A 670-nucleotide genomic window follows, 5' to 3' on the forward strand; every position below is an offset into this window, starting at 1 on the left:
AATCAAATTAGAAACAGCTCAGCTTGTAGTTGACCAAGGTTATACGCAAGAGGATGCAGCCAAGGCTATGGGTGTTGGTAAATCAACTGTAAGTAAGTGGGTTACTCAATTAAAGCAAGAGCGGAGTGGCCAGACACCATCTGCTTCGCCAATGACGCCCGAACAAATTGAAATCCGCGAACTTAAAAAGCAAATCCAACGCATTGAATTAGAAAAGGATATATTAAAAAAGGCTACCGCTCTCTTGATGTCCGACTCCCTGAACAATTCTCGTTAATTGAGAAACTAAATCAACGAGAGCGTTACCCAATTAGCGTGCTGTGTAACGTATTCAATGTGCATCGTAGCAGCTATAAATATTGGGCTATACGGGATACAACGCCTACACCAGAGCAAGTAAGGCTAGAAGCTGAAGTTAAAGCCATACATGCAATGAGCGGCGGCTCAGCTGGGGCGCGGACAATCGCGGCAATAGCAACGAACAATGATTTTGAATTGAGTCGTTATCGTGCTGCTAAGCTAATGGTTAAATTAAAGCTTGAAAGCTGCCAAGTACCTCAACATTCATATAAACGTGGTGGTAATGAACACCTTGAAATTCCAAACCTGCTTGATAGACAATTTGATGTTGTTGAGCCAGATACAGTGTGGTGCGGTGATGTGACGTATA

At 43.0% G+C, this 670-nt stretch carries 1 pseudogene; it reads left to right on the forward strand.

Features of this window, described 5'->3' with window-relative positions:
- Position 1 precedes the first annotated feature (1 nt).
- Positions 2-670: pseudogene (locus tag P20439_RS02580) on the forward strand (transposase); the annotation flags it as partial.

Origin of the sequence: Pseudoalteromonas sp. BSi20439, assembly GCF_000241165.1 — a bacterium.
Taxonomy (GTDB): Bacteria; Pseudomonadota; Gammaproteobacteria; order Enterobacterales; family Alteromonadaceae; genus Pseudoalteromonas.